Genomic DNA, 16,221 nt, shown 5'->3' with positions numbered 1-16,221 from the left:
CATGACTAAAAGAACACTTTATGGAACTGTGATCATTACTTATCGTTGTAATGCACATTGTAATATGTGTGACTGTTATAAAGATCCGACTAAGCAGAGTGAAGAAATTACATTAGAGGACATAAAAAAGTTACCAGAGATGGCTTTTACTAATATTACAGGTGGAGAACCTTTCATCAGGACAGATATTTCTGAAATTGTAGAAGAACTGTACAAGAAATCTGACCGTATTGTTATTTCTACTAATGGTTATTTTACTGATAGAATTATCGATCTATGTAAAAAATTTCCTAAAATTGGTATTCGTATTAGCATTGAAGGACTTCAGAAGACAAACGATACAATTCGTGGTATTCCAAATGGATTTGAAAGAGCAAATACTGGATTAAATACTCTTGTGGAAATGTCTCATCCTGATGTTGGCTTTGGCATGACAGTCCAGGATATGAACTGTGAAGATCTTGTTCCTCTGTATGAATTATCTAATAATCTGGGTATGGAATTTGCAACGGCTACGTTGCACAATTCTTTCTATTTTAGAAAAACAGATAATAAAATTTCTGATAAATACCATGTGGCACAGAATTTTGAAAAATTGATTAATGAACTACTTAAAAGTAATTCTCCAAAAAAATGGTTTCGTGCTTATTTTAACCACGGACTTATTAATTACATTTACGGAAATAAAAGATTACTTCCTTGTGATATGTCGGAAAATGCTTTTTTCATTGACCCATTCTGTGATGTTATTCCATGTAATGGAATGGCAAAGAAAGCTGTTATGGGCAATTTGCATGAACAATCTTGGGATGAACTATGGAATGGCGAACAAGCTAATGAGGTTCGAAAATGCACAAAAAAATGTGATAGAAACTGCTGGATGATTGGAAGTGCTTCTCCGGCTATGCATAAATACATTTGGATTCCCAGCTGGTGGGTTTTTAAGCATAAGCTTTTGAAAGGTGGTAAATATAGTCTTAGTGAGAATAGGGTTATACTAAAACCAAAAAATAAATAAGTATGTATTTACATATATAAGGAGGATTATGCTAAATTTATTATATAAATTAGTAACACCATGGGGAAAGTCAAATAGAACACAGATATTAAAAAATCGTGTACTTGGGAGAGTTGCAAATTTGATATATCCAATATATTGTATACTGAATCATCCAACTAAACTTTCTGAGTCATTTGGACAACCTGAAGTAATAGTTTCATTGACATCTTTTCCGGCTCGGATTGATAAGGTTAATTTATGTCTAGAGAGTATTCTCAGACAATCACACCCAGCAGATAAAGTTATATTATGGTTAGCGAAATCTCAATTTAAGAATAAAGAATCTTTACCTAGGAAACTTTTAAATCTTGAAAAAATTGGGGTAGATATTAGATTTTGTGAGGATTTAAAATCATACAAGAAAATATTTTACACCGCTAAACTTTATCCAAAGGATAATATTATTACGGCAGATGATGATGTTCTTTATCCAGAAGATTGGATTGAAAAGTTGATTGATACACATGATCAGAATCCAGAGTGTGTATGTTGTTATCGTGCAAGTGAAATAGTAGTAGATAATGATTATAATATACTTCCATATAAAGAATGGAGGCCAGATGGCATTAAGGGACCATCATACCATCTTTTACCTACAGGAGTTGGAGGAGTATTATACCCATCATTATTTTTTGAAAATGTCGACATAAATTATGAAGTGATAAAAGAAATTTGTCCAACTACGGATGATTTATGGTTAAAAATAGTTTCTCTTATAAAAAAGAAAAAAGTAGTTAAAGTTAACTTATATACTAAAGAGTGGTTTACAATTAGGCGTTCACAGGATGTAAGTTTGATGGATATCAATGTGGATGGGAATTTAAATGATATTGCATTTGGCAAACTGATAGATTTTTTTAATATTAAATTTGGAGAATATAAAGATGAATAAACGGGATATAAATAACATAGATAGTAGTAGACAATTATGTGGTGAAACAATTTTTATTGTACTAATGATAATTGGAATGTTTTCTCGCCAATTGAAAGTGACTTCGGTTTCAGGAGTAGAATCATATTTCACAGCGCTTTTGTTGGTCGCATTGGGTTTTGCTATATTTGAAATTATAAGAAAAAAATATTCAAGACGCGAACTGTATATAATAGCTGGTATATTATTATTTTTTTGTATAATATATATTATTAATGGTAGACAAAATGAATACCTTTTAATTAATATTATTGCAATCATTACTGTAAAATCCATTGAACCGTCTAGATTTGTTAAGCTACTGAGAAATACTTATGCAATTTTATTTTTCATGTTATTTGTGTTCCTAAAGATGGGACTTATTGAAAATACAAGTGTGTCAAAAGGAACTTCTTCAGGAATTTGGATTACATGTATAGCATATGGGTTTCATCATTCTAATACATTTTATTGGATGTTTTATATATTGGTATCTTCGTATGTATATTGTAGATTTTACCGACTGAAAACAATTGAAATCATTATAATTATATCAGTAAGCTTCTATTTCTATACAACAACTTTTTCAAGAGCAGGGTTATTTTGTATTGTTATGCTTTTGCTATTTCGTTGGTTATTATTAAAGGTTAATATTTTAAAAGTAAAAATTATTAAACTATTATGTACATATTTATATGCCTGCTTGTTTTTACTTTCATTAGTTTTTAGTTTGGTAAGTAATAATAATAATAATAAAAATTCTCTAATAATGCAAATAAATTATTGGACAACGGGGAGGTTTACAATTGCTGCAAATTATTTGCAAGCTTATAAATTGAATTTTTTTGGACGTGATGTAACCAAAACACTCCCATTTGATAATATGTATATGTTTGTTATTCTTTCTTTTGGTTTAGTTACGGCTATAATTCTTATAATATTATATACGAAACTATGTCGTTATCTTATGGATGAAAATCTTTATGCAGAACTATGTATAACAATAATCTTTGCTGTATACAGTATTTTTGAAAGCCAATATACAAATGTATTTTATAATTATTCAATTATATTTTTTGGGTATCTAATATATACTAATACTAAATGGAAGAGTACATTACCAAATGTTGTGAATAAATTTAAGGAGAACAAATTATGGAAGCGATGATATCTATAGTAACTGTTTGTTATAATGCACAAGATTCAATTGAAAAAACACTCAAATCGATTTTAGAACAAAATTATAATGATTATGAATACATAATTATCGATGGAGCATCAACAGATAATACATTATCTATTATTAATAGATATATTCCTCTGTTTAAAGAAAGAAAGATTTTAGTCAAATTGATTTCAGAGCATGATAAGGGGATTTATGATGCCATGAATAAGGGTGCGGAATTAGCACGTGGTCATTGGATTAATTTTATGAATTCAGATGATATTTTTTTTGATGGTAATGTTTTGAAAGAAGTTTTTTCAAACGATTTAGGTAGTTTTAATGTAGTATATGGGAGAGCATTATGGGAAACGAGTAATGGCATTAGTGAGTTTACGACACGCGCATCATGGTATTTGAAATATAAAAAACCATTTTATCATCAGGCAGCTTTTGTGAAGACAAAATTGCAAAAACAATATAAGTTTAACCTCAATTATAAAATAAGTGCAGATTTTGATTTTTTTCAAAGACTTTATTTGAAAAAATATAAATTTTTAAAATTAGATTATATAGTTGCAGTTTCATCTGATCATGGAATTTCTAAGGATGTTAGAAATATCAATAAAATATATAAGGAAGATCAGCTTATTATAAAAAATAATGGAGTTAACATTTTCAATTCTCCGATACTGTTGGTGTTTAATTGGAAGAAACAAAAGGAAATTAATAATAAATTAAAAGCAAACAAGTTTGAGAAATTTCATTAAATATGAAGCAAGGCGTCCAGGGTTTGTGAAGTTTTAGTGAACAGTATGTGAACGACCAAGGCGTAGGCTATGCAAAGATGGAACATCTGATGCGAATTTAGAAGCGCAGAAATTAGGTTGAAAAGTTAGAAAGCTAAAGGTAAGTCTCGAGCAATGGTCCACGGGGCAAAGGAACAAATTACGAACGAAAGAGTGGAAAGGCTGATATAAATGGATATTTGATGCAAATAAAGAAGAAAAAAAGGTTAGTTAAAAAGTTAAAGGTTTAGGAAAATAGAAACAAAAAAATTAGCGATAGCAATAGAGGTGAATTACAAGTAGCAACTCTTTATTACACTTCAAATATCCAAGAAGACCTAGATAATAGCATGAAAAAGGGGATAGGAGCAAAAAACGGTGAAAATGGTGTATTTAATATGAATGAATATGGAAATAAATTTGGATGGAAAACCAGAGGGACACCTAGAAAGTTTTTGAATGTAAGTAAACTTGAAGGTAGTGGATTAAAACATAAAATAGAACTTAGGGGAGAGATTAAAGAAGCATACAAAGGCGTTGAAAAAAAATAAAAGTATGGAGATGAATTAATATGAAAGCAGTGATATTAGCAGGTGGGTTCGGAACAAGACTAAGTGAGGAAACAAGTTTAAAACCAAAACCAATGGTTGAGATAGGAGAAAAACCAATTTTATGGCATTTATTAAATATTTATTCACACTACGGAATAAATGATTTTGTTATATGTTGTGGATATAAAGGATATGTTATAAAAGAATACTTCGCAAATTATTTTATGCATATGAGTGATGTTACTGTTGATTTAAAAAATGGGGATATTGAGTATCATAATAGCAAGGCGGAACCATGGAAAATAACCCTTGTTGATACTGGATTAAACACAATGACAGGTGGCAGGGTAAAAAGAATAAAAGATTATGTTGATAATGAAACGTTTATGCTAACTTATGGTGATGGCGTAGCAGATGTTGATTTAAACAAATTATTAGAATTACATAAAAGTAATGGTAAAATAGCTACAGTAACAGCAGTACAACCTTCGGGAAGATTTGGAGCTTTAACTATAGACAGTAGTGCTAATGTAAAAAGCTTTATTGAAAAACCTGCGGGTGATGGGGCATGGATAAATGGAGGCTTTTTTGTCCTAGAACCTGAAATTTTTGATTATATTAAAGATGACAGAACAGTTTTTGAAAAAGAACCACTAGAAAATTTAGCTAAAGAAAATAAACTAAATGCATATAAACATAAAGGATTTTGGAAACCTATGGATACATTAAGAGATAAAAATGAATTAGATGAATTATGGAATAGTGGGAAAGCAGCGTGGAAACTATGGGATTAACAGCATTAGTCACTGGTGGTACGGGTTTTATTGGATCTAACCTTATAAAAGAACTATTGGAAAAAAATTGGATTGTATATGCCTTAGTAAGAAAGAATTCAAGCTTAGGATATAAGAGATTAAAAGGTGTAAAAAATATCAAATATATATATGTAGAAGAGTTGTTTAAACATAACTATAAAGAGCTTGACGAAGTTGCATTAGATAATGAAGATATTGCGAAGACTTTACCTCAATTTGATATATGCTTTCATCTTGCAGCTTATGGGGTAGATTATAGACAGCAAAATGTTAATGAACTTATTGATGGTAATATAAAATTCACACTGGATGTTCTTAATTTTTGTAAAGATAACAAGACTAAAAAGGTAATTAATACAGGCTCATGTTTTGAATATGGATTAAATGAGGGGAAAAAAATAAATGAGGAAGATAAGTTAAATCCTCATTCGTTGTATGGTTCAGCCAAAGCCTCTAGTGTAATTATGGCAAATGCTTATTCTGAAAAGAATAATATTCCCTTAGTTACAGTTAGACCATTTGGTATATTTGGAGAAAATGAAGGATTACATAAATTTGTTCCACAACTTATGAAAGCAGTTATATTAAATGAAAATATGGAAATGACTAGTGGAGAACAAGTAAGAGATTATTTGTATATAAAAGATTTAGCAGAAGCTTATATTGCCATAGCTTTAACAGATCTTCCACTTTATGAGGCTTATAATGTTTGCTCAGGAGAAGAAGTTAAAATAAAAGATTTAGCAATTAAAGTTGCAGAAATTGCAAATGATAGTTTAAAATCATTTAATCTCGGAGCTGTTCCTTATAGAAAAAATGAAGTTATGCATTTTGTAGGAGACAATTCGAAGATAAAGAAATATACTAAATGGGAGCCTAAATACAATTTACAACAGGGATTAAAGAGAACCTATGAATGGTATAAAGTTAATTGGAGGAAATATAATGAATCAGTTTAATAATATATATAAAGGTAAAAAAGTACTTGTAACTGGGCATACTGGTTTTAAAGGGTCTTGGATTTCAATATGGCTTAAAAATCTTGGAGCAGAGGTTATCGGATATTCCTTGGATGCTCCAACGGAACCATCAATGTTTGAAATATGTAAACTAAATGAGAAGATTACAAGTATAATTGGGGATATAAGAGAAGAAAAAAAATTAAATGAAGTTTTTGAAAAGTACAAACCTGAGATAGTCTTTCATCTAGCTGCACAACCGTTGGTAAGACTATCATATAAGTCACCAAAAGAAACATATGAAATAAATGTTATGGGAACGGTAAATGTACTTGAAGCAGCTAAAAATTCAAGTAGCGTCAAAGGTGTAGTTGTTATTACAACTGATAAATGCTATGAAAACAAAGAATGGGTGTACGGATATAGAGAAACAGATCCTATGGGTGGATACGACCCATACAGTTCTAGTAAAGGATGTGCTGAACTGATTGTTTCATCCTATAGAAATAGTTTTTATGATGAAAGAGGTATAGGATTGTCCTCTGTAAGGGCAGGTAATGTAATAGGTGGAGGAGATTGGGCAGAAGATAGATTAATTCCTGACTTTGTAAGATCAGTTTCAGAAGAAAAATCAATAGTTATAAGAAATCCTATTGCAACAAGACCTTGGCAGCATGTGTTAGAACCTCTGTCAGGTTACTTGTGGCTTGGTTCAGAAATGCTTAAGGATGCAAAGAAATATAATAGTGGTTGGAATTTTGGACCTAGGGATACAGATGTGCTAAGTGTAGAAGGTATACTAAAACTCTCAATAAAAGCATGGGGCAAAGGAAATATAGAGTTGGAAGAAAATGCACAACCTCATGAAGCTAATTTATTAAAGCTTGACATAAGTAAGGCAAAGGCTCATTTAAAATGGCATCCAGTATATGATGTTAACAAAGCAGTAGATAGAACTATACAATGGTATAAGAATTATTATGGAAATAAAAATGAAAATATGTATGAATATACTTTAAAGCAAATAGTGGAATATGTAGAAGAAGCAAAAATACAGAATCTGATGTGGAGTGAATAAAATGAGTGATATAAAATTTAATGAAGATTTTGCAAGAAACGAAATATTGGATAAAGTTAAACAGTTTCATAAAGATAAAAATGCAGGAAAAAAATTTATAGCTGGTGAAACATATATACCAGCAGCAGGTAAGGTTGTAGATGAAGATGACTTATCAAATTTAATAGATGCATCTCTTGATATGTGGCTTACTTCAGGTAGATATGGAAATGAATTTGAAAAAGAGTTTCCTGAATTTATAGGATCAAAATTTTGTTCGCTTGTAAATTCAGGTTCATCCGCAAACTTGGTAGCAGTGGTTGCCCTTACATCTCATAAACTAGGGCAAAAGAGATTAAGGCCTGGGGATGAAGTTATAACTGTAGCAGCTGGATTTCCAACAACAGTGGTTCCTCTTATTCAAAGTGGCCTTGTACCAGTGTTTGTAGATGTAGAACTTGGTACTTATGATGTAAAAGCAGAAGATTTAGAAAAAGCTATATCAGACAAAACCAGGGCTATTGTTATGGCGCATACCTTAGGAAATCCATTTAATCTAGCTAAGGTTATGGAACTAGCTGAAAAACATGATTTGTGGGTAATAGAAGATAATTGTGATGCATTGGGTGCAAAATATGATGGTAAGTATACGGGAAACTTTGGACATATATCCACATTTAGTTTTTATCCAGCACACCATATGACTATGGGTGAAGGTGGAGCTGTTGTTACAAATGATGCTAAATTACATAATATTATACGTTCAGTAAGAGACTGGGGAAGAGACTGTATATGCCCACCAGGGAAAGATAACATATGTGGCAAACGATTTACTCAACAGCATGGTGAATTACCTGCTGGATACGACCATAAATATGTATACTCTCACTTTGGATACAACTTAAAAGTAACAGATATGCAGGCAGCACTTGGAGTATCACAACTTAAAAAACTACCTAAGTTTATAGAGAAAAGAATAGATAACTACGAAAAACTTTATGAAGGACTAAAACAATTTGAAGAATATTTAATTTTGCCAGAACCTACGGAAAATAGTGAACCTAGTTGGTTTGGGTTTACTATAACTCTTAAGCAAAATGATAAGTATGATAGAAACAGCCTTGTAAAGTTTTTAGAAGAAAGAAAAATAGGAACAAGATTATTGTTTGCAGGAAATATATTAAAACAGCCTTTATTTACGGAAAATGAAGTTAGCTATAGAGTAGTTGGGGATTTAACTAATACGGATATAGTTATGAATAATACATTTTGGATAGGAGTTTGGCCAGGAATTGATGATGAACAGATTGGATACATTATAGAACAATTCAAATCATTTTTCACCAAATAATAGTTGAAGGGAGTCCTTATTTATGAAGTTTCTTATTACCGGTGGCTGCGGTTTCGTAGGAAGTAATTTAGCAGCAGAAGTTATGAAAAGAGGAGAAGAACTATATGTCTTCGATAATCTTTTTAGAAATGGAGCAGAAAAAAACTTAAATTGGCTTAAAGAGCAAGGAGAGTTTACTCATATACATGGAGATATAAGAAATTATAATGATGTGGAAAATGCAATAAAGAATTTAAAACCAGATGTAATATTTCATCTAGCAGGACAAGTTGCAATGACGACATCAATTGAAAATCCACGACTCGATTTTGAGATAAATACTATGGGAACGCACAATCTACTTGAAACTGTAAGAAAATATTCACCTAAAACTATAGTAACATACTCATCAACCAATAAAGTTTATGGAGATTTTGAAGATTTAGAATATGAAGAAACAAGTACAAGATATAAACTTAAAGATTATCCACAGGGATTTAATGAAAATACAGGATTAGATTTTCATTCTCCATACGGATGTTCAAAAGGCGCGGCGGATCAGTACCTTTTAGATTATCATAGAATGTATGGGTTAAATACAGTGGTATTTAGACATTCTTCAATGTATGGTGGGCATCAATATGCAACTTATGATCAAGGTTGGATAGGTTGGTTTTGTCAAAAGGCTATTGAAACTAAGTTAGAAATGATTAAAGAATCATTTACTATTTCAGGTAATGGTAAACAAGTAAGAGACGTGCTATATGCTGATGATATTGTTAAATGTTACTTCGCAGCAATAGAGAACATAGAAAAAACAAAAGGACAAGTATTTAATATAGGTGGAGGAATAGAAAACAGCCTTTCATTACTTGAACTTTTTAATTTACTAGAAAAAAGGCTTAATATAAAATTAAATTATAGAGAAACTCCATGGAGAGAGAGCGATCAAAAAGTATTTGTTGCTAATAATGAAAAAATAACAAAATTTACTGGATGGAAACCGATGGTTAGCAAAGAAGAAGGAATTGAGCGAATGCTAAGCTGGTTAGAAAAGTCAGTTTACTGAAGGAGAAAAAAAGTTGAGGGCTAAAGTACAAAAAATATCAGAAATAGATGGTGGTAGTAGGAGTAAAAATGTAAAGACAAATATATCTTTAAGTTTTATATTTAAAACTATAAGCATAGGAATAAGTTACTTACTTATTCCTATGACAATTAGTTATTTGAATTCAGAACAATATGGAGTGTGGATGACTCTTTTAGCAATAATATCATGGATGAGTTTTTTTGATATAGGACTTGGAAATGGATTGAGAAATAAATTAACAGAATCATTAAGTAAAAATGATATAAAAAGTGCTAAAGAATATGTATCTACAGCTTATGCAGCAATAAGTGCTATTGTAATATTTATATTTATAGTATTAATGATTATAATACCAAGTTTAAATTGGAATAAGATATTTAATACTAATACACTTAATAATAGCGTATTTATAGAGCTTGTTATAATAGTAGTATGCTTTTTCTTATTTAATTTTGTATTATCTCTGTGTAATCAACTTTTTCATGCAGTACAAGAATCCGCTTTTACAGGCATAGGTATGTTGTTAATGAATTTATTTTCATTAATAAATCTTTTAATATTAAAGCAAATAAGTAGTGGTGATTTAGTATATATTGGCATAAGCTATGGGTTGGCTATGGTCACTTCTAGTATGATTTTAACTACATATTTTTTCATACGCCATAAGAATTTATTACCAGAACTAAAATTAGTAAGAAAAAATAGAGTGAAAGATATATTAGGTATAGGAATTAGATTCTTTATTATTCAAATTGCAGTAGTAGTAATATTTACAACAGATAACATGATTATAACTCAAGTATTAGGACCAGCAGAGGTAACTTCTTATAATATCGCAAAAAAGTTGTTTAGTGCGGTTATAGTTGGGCATACAATAATTGTTACACCATTGTGGTCAGCTTATACAGAAGCCTACCTTAAGGGAGATATAGCGTGGATTAAAAAGTTGTTAAAAAAATTAAACCTATTAATGATTCCTATAGTAATATGTGTTGGGATTTTAGCGTTACTATCAGATAAAATTTTAAAGGTTTGGATTGGAGACAGTATAATTTTCCCTAAATATCTAATAGGTTGTATGGCATTGTACACACTTATATCTGTGTGGAATAATATATATTCATATTTCTTGAATGGTGCTGGGTTTTTAAATTTATCTATGTATGTATCAATAATTGCTGCTATAGCAAATATACCCTTATCTATTTATTTCTCTGAAAATATGAATTTAGGAAATCCAGGGGTGATTTTAGGGACTATATGCTGCTTATTACCTGGAGTAATATTGGGACCTATTCAAACTATATATGTATTAAATAAAAAAGAAGGTGAAAAAACAAATGGATTCTTTAGTTAGCATACTTATTCCAACATACAACAGAGCAATTTTTTTGGAAAAGTGTATAAAATCTGCATTGAATCAAACTTATGGTAATTTAGAAATAATTATTTCGGATAACTGTTCAACCGATAATACTGAAGAAATAGTAAGTAAGTATAATGATACTAAAATAAGGTATGTAAAAAATTTTAGGAATATTGGACCAATTTTAAATTGGAAAAATGCATTAATGAAATCAAAAGGTAAATATTGTGTAATTTTATGTGACGATGATTATTTCATTGATAATGAATATGTACAAAATGCTATTAACCTATTTACTAAAGATAATTCTATAAATTTAGTAATAACAGATTGTGTATTGGGAAGAAAACAACAAGTTAGCACTAATATAAGTTTAAAACAGGTTACTGATGGAAAAGAATTTTTACGAAATTTTTGGAGTAAGAATTATCACATACCAGTAATTAGCAATGTTTTTATAAGAGAAGAGGCAATGAAAATTAATGCTTTTAGTAATAATTCTATATTATATTCAGATATAGAATTATGGTTAATGTTGATGTGTAATGGTAATGTAGGATATATAAATAAACAAAGTGTTTACTATAATTTTCATGATGACAATATAGTAACTAATATGGATTTAGATACAATAATAGACAATTCAAGATTTATTTTGAATTTAAGGTTATTATTAATAAAAAATAACATCATGAACCAAAAAGATAGTAAAAAGTTAATATATGAAATAGTTAATAGGTATATTTTATTTGTGAATAGTATATATAATTTTAAAATTGATATAAATTTGTATAAAAAAATATTAAATATAATAGATATACATTTAAATTATTATTATTATTTAAATCTCAAAGGCAAGTTAATTAAAAGAAGTGTTAGTAGAAAATTACACAAATATTTAAATTAAGAAATGGGAGATAATTATGGACCAAAACATTAAAACAAGTATTCTTATACCAGTATACAATAGGGAGAAAATAATCAGTGAAACAATCGAAAGTGCTTTAGCTCAGACTTGTAAATCCATTGAAATCATAATCGTCGATAATTGTAGTACAGATAAAACATATGAAATATGTCAAGAATTTGAGAAAAAATATGATAGAATAAGTGTTTATAAAAATAATGAAAATATTGGTCCAGTTAGAAATTGGTTAGAATGTTTAAAATATTCTACTGGGGAATATATAAAATTTTTATGGTCTGATGATTGGATGGATAATGATTTTATCGAAAAGACAACTGAGCTTCTAGACAAGGATAATGAAATAGCATTTGTTTACAGCCCGGCTTGGATAGTTTATGAAAATAAACAAAAATTGGCATTCAACGTTTTTAATGTTGATAAAATATTTAATTTTAATATATTTGAAGAGTTATCAATACTTGGTGGTAATGTTCCAGTTTCACCTGGGTGTGCAATATTTAGAAAAAAAGATGTAGTTCAAAATTTAATGGTGGAGATACCTAATGAAGATAGTTTGATTTTCAATAAATTTGGGGCTGGAAATGATCTATTATTATTTTTATTACCATTACTTGAATATAAAAAGATTGGTTTTGTTTATTCTACAAGAAGTTACTTTAGAGTACACAAGGACTCTTTCACATGTAGTAATAATTTAGGGTTATATTATGATTGGGCAAGACTATATTATTTAAACAAGAAAAAAGATGAAGAGATAATTGAAAAATTTAAAACTAATATGTATCTTAAAAGTTTAAAACATAAAGAGTATAAAAAGATAAATAAAAGTATTGTAAGTAGTATAAACTATATTTTTCTAATTAAAAAAGTAATTCATAAATTATTTTTTTAACACTTTGAATAAAATATAATCTTGTAACTTATAATAAATATTTACATATAAGATTGAGATAAATAAAGAAAATGATATTAATTAATCAAATTTAAAACTCAAGCAAAAGGAAACAGTCAAATAGCAAGGAACTAACTTCCAGCCATCTCCTAGTAGCAAGCCCAGACCAGGCCTCGCAAGGGCGATGGGGGTTGTGAATTTTCAGTGAACAACATATGCGGAGCAAAACGAAGATGGAACAGCTGATGCGAGATGAGTAGAATTGAAGTTGTGGTGAAAATTTGAGAAAAGAATAGAAAAAAACTTGGCGATAGCCATGGAGGTAAAAGCACTTCCTTTAAATTTTTATTGTAGCAATAAAAAACAAGGGAGTGTTATTATTTGTAAGAGATGGAACACATACCGTTACCTAAAAAAACAGCTCCACATTATTCTGTGAAGCTGTTTTTAATAAAATTCTTCTTTTGCAATTTTCTTTATGTAATTATACTGTTTTCGAATAAGTTTCTTAAATTCAGGGTCTGATAGCTCATTATATATAGCAATGCCTTCTTCATAAAGACATTCATATATCAATTCACAATAATCATCATCTTCTCGATGAATTTTTTTGTATCGCTGTTCCAGCTCATATGGAAAATCAAGAGTATATGCTATATCGTCGATTTTACAACTAAGAAACTCTTTTGTCATATTCATCATATAGTCAATATTAGGCTGACTCACTGCAATGGTCCTCCTTTTGGGTTATTTCTGTCTCTGCTGTAGTTATTCTGCATTCAAGTTGTACCTTATCTGCCCAGGGCAAATATTCATAAAGCACAGAGGGATTTGATGCAAAATTAATATTGGGCAACTTTCTCAAGAGATATTCAAGATATTTATAAGCATCCAAATTATTGGTTGCTGCCGTATTTATAATGCTAAACACAGTAGCTGACGCATCTGCTCCCGCACAGAGATTCCGCAGAGATAAAGATAAACCCGCTGAAAGTGTTACAAATCAATACTTTCAGCGGGTTTATCTTTTTTCACCGATTTTTTTTTGTAATTGTAAGTTAAATTAGCATATTTTGTGAAAAATGGACAAAGAAATAACATCCCCTTATAATATAGTTTGCACACCGAAAAAAAGGAGATGTTACTATTTTTAGATTCAAATTCCAACAAAAGAAAAAACTATTAGAAAGTGAATTCAAAAAATCAAAGAAATTTTTAAAGTATATTAAAAGAGTATTTCATTTTTATGATATTGTCAAGAATCAAAAGGATTTAAGGGAAAAGCATATGATCAAAAGGATTTAAGGGAAAAGCAAGATGTAAATACAGGTGTGATTTTTATGATTTTATTTTGGGGGTTTGTACTTAGGGTAGAGAGTTTTAATAGATTAGGGAAGATGATTAATTATGGTGTTTTCACCCCATTATTTCCTAAAAGAACAAAATTACCAAGCATAGATACAATCGCTCGTACTTTAACAAAATGGGATCTAGAAGCCTTAGAAAAAAGCTTTCAAACTATAAATTCTATATTAGCTAAAAATAAAACTTTTAAAAAAGGAACTATAGATGGCTATACAGTATATGCCTTTGATGGAAGTGATATTATAAATAGTGGCGAAAAAAGAAAATGTAACAATTGTGTACTTATGAAAAATAAAACAGGCTATCATTATGTTCATAAAACAGTTGTAGCAATGGTTATTGGCAGTGAGATAAATTATATTATTAAACAAAACATGTTGAAAGTTGAATCCGAAAAAATAAAAATAAATAAAAATACATATAAAGAACACATTGTAACCAAATCTGAAGGAGAACACACAGGCGCTCTTACATTACTCAAAGAGCTTCCATCGTGGATAGATACTATTGTTGGTGATTCGCTATATTTTACTGCCCCCTTTTTCAAGGCTGTATTGCATTCAAGAAAACATGCTGTTATAAGATTAGAAGATAAAACAAGAAGCATTCATAGAGAAATAGTGCATTTTGCTCAATACCATTCTTGCAATGATAGCTTTATATATAAGGTGAATAATGTAAAAACAACCGTATCCTATTGGTCTAAAGATACTAAAATAGAGGATTCAACTATACCTAAAAAATATACTGATATAAGAATATACAAGTTTACAAAAGTCATTGAATCCACTGTACGAGGTGAAGAAAATTATTCGTTTAGAGAGATTTTTATAGGCACAACAAATAAAAACATGAATCCAAAAACGATACTTAAAATTGTTCATTTGAGATGGAATATTGAAAATTCATGTTTTCATCAACTTAAAAGCTACTGTAATTTGGGACATTGTTATAAATATGATCCAGTAGCTATAGAGTCGATTTTAAACATAATGTTCATGGCTTATAATTTGATGCAAGCATTTTTATTTAAGAGATTTAAAAACTTTAAGCAGCAGTTTTCAAAAGGCAAAACTACAATAAAGTGGTTTATAGAAGAAATACTATTTGAGTTAATAATACTGAGTTTTTTAATTAAATATACCTTTGTCGAAAGAGCTTTTTTAGATACAGAATAAATTGTTAATGCTGTATTTTGTGTAGTAAATTCTCATTTACTCCTCAGCAGTGATGACTTTTCTTACTAACAAAATATTTTACAATTGAATAAAGGTTATTTTATGGGGAAGGGGAGTTATATTCATTTTTAAACTTTATTTTAAATTCCATTTGGTAAATTAGTTATTATAAGTAAAAATACCCTTTATAATTTTTTATAGAGTATTTTTACAATTTAATTGTAAACTGTTTGCGGAATATCTGGGAAAGCACGGCTTCTTCTGTAATTTTAACTAGGTTATCTATTCCATTTTGCTGGAGGGATAAGAAAAATGTAGATGCATTATGAGATTCTGTATAAATGGTAGTAACCTTCTTGCCATGTTGATTTTCTGCTTTACAGTAATAGTCAATGACGGATTTGAATTCCGATGACAATAAGGGATAACCTCCCCTTTCGAAAAGTTTATGACCGTGTCTACTGTATGGGTATCTTCCATGGGTATCAAACTGCTCGATTTCCTCAATAACCCTATGTGTTAAGGTAGTTTGTCGTAGAGAAAAATACAGTATAGTCTTTACGAGAGAAGAAATATAGCATGGTGAGTAAAATTGGATACACTGAAGAAATAAAGAAAGAAGTGATTGCAAGAGTAACTGGTTCTGAAAAAGAAAGTATTACTAAAGTTTCTCTAGATAAAAAAATAAACAAAGGTACAATATATAAATGGATAAAAGAAGCCGAGGTAAAAGAAGGAATAAAGATTTTAAGGCTAAATGGTGATTGGAC

At 29.6% G+C, this 16,221-nt stretch carries 18 protein-coding genes; 15 read left to right on the top strand and 3 right to left on the bottom strand.

The features are described from left to right. Position 1 precedes the first annotated feature (1 nt). The 13 genes from JJD95_RS07425 to JJD95_RS07365 all read left to right on the top strand — a co-directional run bounded on the left by JJD95_RS07425 (position 2) and on the right by JJD95_RS07365 (position 12,908). A complete protein-coding gene (locus tag JJD95_RS07425) occupies positions 2–1,018 on the top strand; it encodes a radical SAM protein (RefSeq protein ID WP_291641887.1) in 1,017 nt (338 codons plus the stop codon). A gap of 28 nt (positions 1,019–1,046) precedes the next feature. Continuing rightward, positions 1,047–1,952, top strand: coding sequence for a glycosyltransferase family A protein (locus JJD95_RS07420; RefSeq protein WP_291641885.1), 906 nt, complete (start codon positions 1,047–1,049; stop codon positions 1,950–1,952). Then, complete coding sequence (locus tag JJD95_RS07415; protein ID WP_291641883.1) at positions 1,945–3,138, top strand: hypothetical protein; 1,194 nt, start codon at positions 1,945–1,947, stop codon at positions 3,136–3,138. Before JJD95_RS07420 ends, JJD95_RS07415 begins: the two co-directional genes overlap by 8 nt. Then, complete coding sequence (locus JJD95_RS07410; RefSeq protein WP_291641881.1) at positions 3,126–3,902, top strand: glycosyltransferase family 2 protein; 777 nt, start codon at positions 3,126–3,128, stop codon at positions 3,900–3,902. Before JJD95_RS07415 ends, JJD95_RS07410 begins: the two co-directional genes overlap by 13 nt. A gap of 368 nt (positions 3,903–4,270) precedes the next feature. After that, positions 4,271–4,471 (top strand): hypothetical protein, encoded by a 201-nt coding sequence (locus JJD95_RS07405; protein WP_291641879.1) that lies wholly within the window; start codon positions 4,271–4,273, stop codon positions 4,469–4,471. 20 nt (positions 4,472–4,491) lie between these two features. Continuing rightward, positions 4,492–5,265, top strand: a complete 774-nt coding sequence (gene rfbF / locus JJD95_RS07400) for a glucose-1-phosphate cytidylyltransferase (protein ID WP_291641877.1) — start codon at positions 4,492–4,494, stop codon at positions 5,263–5,265. Continuing rightward, complete coding sequence (locus JJD95_RS07395; protein WP_291641934.1) at positions 5,256–6,245, top strand: NAD(P)-dependent oxidoreductase; 990 nt, start codon at positions 5,256–5,258, stop codon at positions 6,243–6,245. The genes rfbF and JJD95_RS07395 overlap by 10 nt, the downstream gene beginning before the upstream one ends. After that, complete coding sequence (gene rfbG, locus JJD95_RS07390; protein WP_291641875.1) at positions 6,232–7,323, top strand: CDP-glucose 4,6-dehydratase; 1,092 nt, start codon at positions 6,232–6,234, stop codon at positions 7,321–7,323. The genes JJD95_RS07395 and rfbG overlap by 14 nt, the downstream gene beginning before the upstream one ends. Position 7,324: 1 nt before the next feature. Next, on the top strand, positions 7,325–8,653 hold the full coding sequence (gene rfbH / locus JJD95_RS07385; RefSeq protein WP_291641873.1) for a lipopolysaccharide biosynthesis protein RfbH: 1,329 nt from the start codon (positions 7,325–7,327) through the stop codon (positions 8,651–8,653). A gap of 22 nt (positions 8,654–8,675) precedes the next feature. Further along, on the top strand, positions 8,676–9,701 hold the full coding sequence (locus JJD95_RS07380; protein ID WP_291641871.1) for a GDP-mannose 4,6-dehydratase: 1,026 nt from the start codon (positions 8,676–8,678) through the stop codon (positions 9,699–9,701). Positions 9,702–9,714: 13 nt separating this feature from the next. Then, positions 9,715–11,079: an oligosaccharide flippase family protein gene (locus JJD95_RS07375; RefSeq protein WP_291641869.1), complete on the top strand. Its 1,365-nt coding sequence runs from the start codon at positions 9,715–9,717 to the stop codon at positions 11,077–11,079. Further along, the gene (locus JJD95_RS07370; protein ID WP_291641867.1) at positions 11,063–11,995 is read left to right on the top strand and encodes a glycosyltransferase; all 933 of its coding nucleotides are present in this window, start codon (positions 11,063–11,065) and stop codon (positions 11,993–11,995) included. The genes JJD95_RS07375 and JJD95_RS07370 overlap by 17 nt, the downstream gene beginning before the upstream one ends. A gap of 16 nt (positions 11,996–12,011) precedes the next feature. Further along, complete coding sequence (locus tag JJD95_RS07365; protein WP_291641866.1) at positions 12,012–12,908, top strand: glycosyltransferase family 2 protein; 897 nt, start codon at positions 12,012–12,014, stop codon at positions 12,906–12,908. A 447-nt stretch (positions 12,909–13,355) separates the two neighbouring features. On the opposite strand, the gene JJD95_RS07360 is transcribed toward JJD95_RS07365, so the two are convergent. Beyond that, positions 13,356–13,634 (bottom strand): hypothetical protein, encoded by a 279-nt coding sequence (locus JJD95_RS07360; protein WP_291641864.1) that lies wholly within the window; start codon positions 13,632–13,634, stop codon positions 13,356–13,358. Next, positions 13,621–13,839, bottom strand: a complete 219-nt coding sequence (locus tag JJD95_RS07355) for a transposase domain-containing protein (RefSeq protein ID WP_291641863.1) — start codon at positions 13,837–13,839, stop codon at positions 13,621–13,623. Before JJD95_RS07355 ends, JJD95_RS07360 begins: the two co-directional genes overlap by 14 nt. A gap of 409 nt (positions 13,840–14,248) precedes the next feature. Between JJD95_RS07355 and JJD95_RS07350 the strand changes: the two genes are divergently transcribed. After that, a complete protein-coding gene (locus tag JJD95_RS07350; RefSeq protein ID WP_291641861.1) occupies positions 14,249–15,451 on the top strand; it encodes a transposase in 1,203 nt (400 codons plus the stop codon). A 208-nt stretch (positions 15,452–15,659) separates the two neighbouring features. Here the strand turns inward: JJD95_RS07350 and JJD95_RS07345 are convergent, their stop codons facing one another. Continuing rightward, the gene (locus JJD95_RS07345) at positions 15,660–15,869 is read right to left on the bottom strand and encodes a hypothetical protein (protein ID WP_291641859.1); all 210 of its coding nucleotides are present in this window, start codon (positions 15,867–15,869) and stop codon (positions 15,660–15,662) included. A 161-nt stretch (positions 15,870–16,030) separates the two neighbouring features. Between JJD95_RS07345 and JJD95_RS07340 the strand changes: the two genes are divergently transcribed. Then, a partial coding sequence (locus JJD95_RS07340; RefSeq protein WP_291641858.1) for a hypothetical protein occupies positions 16,031–16,221 on the top strand: 191 nt, incomplete at its 3' end.

This window comes from Clostridium sp. (assembly GCF_016650035.1).
In the GTDB taxonomy this organism is placed as follows: domain Bacteria; phylum Bacillota; class Clostridia; order Clostridiales; family Clostridiaceae; genus Clostridium_AD.
Note: the sequence above shows the minus strand (reverse complement) of the source record. Positions and strands in the feature narration are given on the sequence as shown.